At 37.8% G+C, this 4114-nt stretch carries 5 protein-coding genes; 3 read left to right on the top strand and 2 right to left on the bottom strand.

What is annotated here, in order from left to right:
* Positions 1-354: 354 nt before the first annotated feature.
* Complete coding sequence (mce, locus tag OA86_RS15020; RefSeq protein WP_039355118.1) at positions 355-759, bottom strand: methylmalonyl-CoA epimerase; 405 nt, start codon at positions 757-759, stop codon at positions 355-357.
* A gap of 87 nt (positions 760-846) precedes the next feature.
* Positions 847-1014 carry a hypothetical protein gene (locus OA86_RS15810; RefSeq protein ID WP_169743963.1) on the bottom strand — a complete coding sequence of 56 codons (168 nt, stop codon included), beginning with the start codon at positions 1012-1014 and terminating at the stop codon, positions 847-849.
* 18 nt (positions 1015-1032) lie between these two features.
* On the opposite strand from OA86_RS15810, the gene rbfA reads away from it, so the two are divergent.
* The 3 genes from rbfA to OA86_RS15000 all read left to right on the top strand — a co-directional run bounded on the left by rbfA (position 1033) and on the right by OA86_RS15000 (position 3922).
* Complete coding sequence (gene rbfA / locus OA86_RS15010; protein ID WP_039355113.1) at positions 1033-1395, top strand: 30S ribosome-binding factor RbfA; 363 nt, start codon at positions 1033-1035, stop codon at positions 1393-1395.
* A 22-nt stretch (positions 1396-1417) separates the two neighbouring features.
* Entirely contained in the window at positions 1418-2629 is a 1212-nt protein-coding gene (locus OA86_RS15005) for an ABC transporter permease (protein ID WP_039355110.1), read from the top strand.
* A gap of 174 nt (positions 2630-2803) precedes the next feature.
* Positions 2804-3922: an endonuclease gene (locus OA86_RS15000; RefSeq protein ID WP_039355107.1), complete on the top strand. Its 1119-nt coding sequence runs from the start codon at positions 2804-2806 to the stop codon at positions 3920-3922.
* Positions 3923-4114 lie beyond the last annotated feature (192 nt).

Raw genomic sequence — 4114 nt, 5'->3', positions numbered from 1 at the left:
GCTATAAACTGTTTGCTTGGTCTCATTCCCAGAGAGATAATCTTCGATAATCAACTTTTTCTCATGATCTGTGAAATACAGCTTGTTGTTACGCCACTGTCCTAAAATGGCTATACTTTCTTGATTCATTTTTACACTTTTTTGTGTAAACCTATTTTAGGACAAGTCAGTTTGATGTTTGATGTTTGGTGTTTGGTGTTTGGTGTTTGGTGTTTGGTGTAATGTAAATAGATTTCTTACGCAAAGATCCAAAGGTTTTTGACGTCGTCTTCTTGATTGGATCTGAGTAAATTGAAATTGACCATTCAATTCCGGGTGCTATTGGACAAGTCTCGACTTGTCCCTACATGGCTCTTAAACCGCAGGTTTCTCCTGACACAACTCTACCAAAATACCGTTTGTCGATTTTGGATGGAGAAAAATGACGAGTTTATTATCGGCGCCGTCTTTGGGTTCTTCAGAGATGAAGATAAATCCGGCTTTTTTTAGGCGTTCGATCTCGGTTTGAATATTTTCTACGCCGAAAGCAATATGATGAATTCCTTCCCCGCGTTTGTCGAGAAATTTGGCAATGGGACTTTCGGGATTCGTAGCTTCGAGAAGTTCGATTTTAGATTCTCCGAGTTCGTAGAAGGAAGTGGTGACTCCTTCCCTTTCCACGGCTTCCTGTTTGTAGTTTTCTTTTCCCAGGAGTTTGGCGAATAATTCGTCGGAGGTTTTTAAGGATTTTACGGCGATTCCGAGGTGTTCAATTTTCATGGGTGTTGGATGTTGGATGTTAGATGTTGGATGAAGAATAATCAGCAATTGGTAATGGGTAATTGGTAATGGGTGATCTATCTTACTTTAATTTTTAGCGCGATCTTGCGTGAGGGTGAAGTGCATTGTTGGAGCTCTTTTTTTGCGGTAGGTTTTGCGGCGGCGGAAAAAAGCGACTGCACGGAAACCGACCTTTTTTTGGGGGTGGATTTTAGCGTTGGCAAAAAAAAGGGCACGCCCAAATAATTGAAACAAAAATAGTAAATTTGCGCCATGAACGAAAGCAACAGACAGAAAAAAGTCGCACAGATTATACAGGAAGATTTTGCAGAATTGTTCCGCAAACAGGCTTCGGAAAGTAAGCTATCCTTTTTGGTATCGGTTTCAGATGTGAAAGTAACGGCTGATTTGAGTATCGCGAAGATTTATTTGAGCATTTTCCCGACAGAATTCCGGAAAGACATTATGAAAGAAATTCTGGTGAATAAAGCACATTACAGAAATTTTATCGGTCAGAAAATGGGGAAACAGGTGCGGATCATTCCGGAACTAAATTTTTATCTGGACACGACTTTGGACGATGTGGAAAAAATTGAAAAAGAATTGAGAGGCGAAGGCGACAATCCTATTCTATAATCTGTTTTAAAGTTTATTTTCTTTGAAGAACACGGCTTTTTATATTGCAACCCGATACCTTTTGGCAAAAAAAGGAAGCACTGCAGTCACATTTATTACGTGGCTGGCTGCTTTGGCGATGATGGTTGCAGTGACGGCGATGTTTATTATTATTTCTGTTTTTTCTGGTTTGGAAGATCTGAATCAGGATCTGATCGCGAATCTGCATTCTGACCTTACGGTGACAAGCAAGGAGGGAAAAACACTTCCTGATATCGACAAAGCCACCAAAATCTTAGAATCCACTAAAGATATTCTTCATTTTTCTAAAGTAATTGAGGAGAAAGTTTATATCAATTTTCGGGATAATGGTGATATTGCAAATTTGCGCGGCGTAGATTCTGCGTACATTTTTGTGAATCCGATCAATAAAAATATTTTCTACGGTACTTATCCGAGTTTTAAATATTCGAATGAAGTTTTACTGGAAAACAAACTGGACAACCGACTGGCAATTCCAATTGGGGAGACGACTGATTTTGCGGAACTTTTGATGCCGAAACCCGGTACAGGAATGATCAGCGCGGAAAAAGACATTTTCAATAAAAGGGAAATTTTTGTGTCGGGTGTTTTTCCGGGGAATGATCAGCTGGATAATACGATCATTGCACCCATAGAACTCACGCGGGAATTGCTGAATTTGCCAAAAAAATCGGCGTATCAAATTGTTATTAAATTAAAAAATCCTGAAAATACAGATGCTGTAAAAGATCATCTGCAAAAACTTTTGGGCAACAAATACGACATCAAGACGAAATCGGAAGAAAATGCCGCCTTCTGGAAGATGATCAATACGGAAAAACTCTTTATCTACCTTATTTTTATGCTGGTGATTTTTATCACGACTTTTAATTTGGCAGGAGCGATCATTATTCTACAACTCGATAAAAAGGAACAGGCGAAATCTTTGATTTCATTAGGAATGAACTTAAAATCCCTCCGAAATGTATATTTCTTCACCGGAATCCTCATTGTAACTTTTGGATTGTTGAGCGGTTTAATTTTGGGAAGTGCGATCAGCTATTTGCAAATGGTGACTGGATTTTTCAAAGCAGGTGAAAATACCGACCTTCCTTTTCCGGTTCGAATCCGACTGATGAATTACGTGATTGTAGCATTGACTTCGGGTATTTTTGGAATTGGTGTTTCCTGGATTTTCTCTAAAATCAATAAGTCGTTTTTTAAGATTCAATAAGTTTTTTTGAATTTAAATTGTAAGCACCCATAGATTTCGCTGATGACGCTAGTTTTTATTATTAAAAATTTAAAAATGCAAATCTTTAGATTTTAGATCAATAAAAAAAATCCAAACGACAACTACCGATTCATTTTTTGACTAACTTTGACGCCCTAATTTAGTTATCATTCAATGAAAAAAATTGTTACTCTTTTACTTGGTGGATTATTCACCATCACTTTCGCGCAAGCTCCCGCCAATTATTATGACGGAACTGCGGGATTAACAGGTTACGCCCTGAAAACAAAACTCAACGTGATTATCTCCAATGGAGCCTTAGATCTGGGTTACGGAAGCGGAACCGGCGGTTTATGGCAAACTTATTTTACGTCGGACAGAGATGTTTATTATGAAAATAACAATACCCTTCTGGATATGTATTCGGAAAGACCAGCAGGTCCGGATGCTTACGAATATAAATTAGGACGGGTTGCAGATGGTGGAAACCAGTGTGGAAACGGTGCGAACAGCGAAAACAGTTGTTACAACCGCGAGCACTCTGTACCGAAAAGTTTTTTTGGCGGTCAAAGCGCAGTACCAATGGCAAATGACGCGCACTTTGTAATTCCGACCGATTATTATGTGAACGGTCAGCGGTCAAATTACCCTTATGGAGAAGCAAGTGTAGCAACTTGGACTTCAACAAATGGTTCAAAATTAGGTACCTGTACTTTTCCAGGATATGGTGGAACGATCTTCGAACCGATCGATGAATTCAAAGGTGACTTAGCAAGAATGTCTTTGTTTTTTATCACCCGTTATGAAGACAAATTATCTTCTTTTACCCCTTATCAAAGTGCAGGAAATCCTCTAGACGGAACGGTTGACCGAGGATATAAGCAATGGTTCATCAATTTATTGTTAAAATGGTCCGCTCAAGATCCTGTTTCACAAAAAGAAATCGATAGAAATAACGCCGTTTACGTGAGACAAAAAAATAGAAATCCTTTCATCGATCATCCGGAATGGGTGAATATGATCTGGACTTCTACGCTTTCTACAAGTGATGTTGCTGCTTTTAATCAGAAAATTTCTATTTATCCTAATCCGGTTAGAAATGGGGAATTGCATGTTTCAGGTTATGGTTTAGATCAAGTAAAAACGGTGCAGATTTATACAATCGATGGTCGATTAATCCAGACCATCAATCAGGATCTGAAAACTTTGAAAAAAATAACTTTGAAAAATAGAGAAAAAGGAACCTATATTTTAAAGACAGAAAATCAATCTACCAAGTTTATTGTTGAATAAATTTTTTGAGATTAACGATTAGGAAGCCGTCTCAATACTGAGGCGGTTTTTTTGTATTTTTTCCTGTATGTTTTTTGGTTGATTTATCAGATTTTATTATCTTTAAGTATTGATAATCAATGATATGAATATTAAGTTTAAAGATTATAATCAACAACAAAACTGGTTATTCCCACCCTCAATCGAAGAGTT

The organism is Kaistella jeonii, from assembly GCF_000812865.1.
Taxonomy (GTDB): Bacteria; Bacteroidota; Bacteroidia; order Flavobacteriales; family Weeksellaceae; genus Kaistella; species Kaistella jeonii.
Note: the sequence above shows the minus strand (reverse complement) of the source record. Positions and strands in the feature narration are given on the sequence as shown.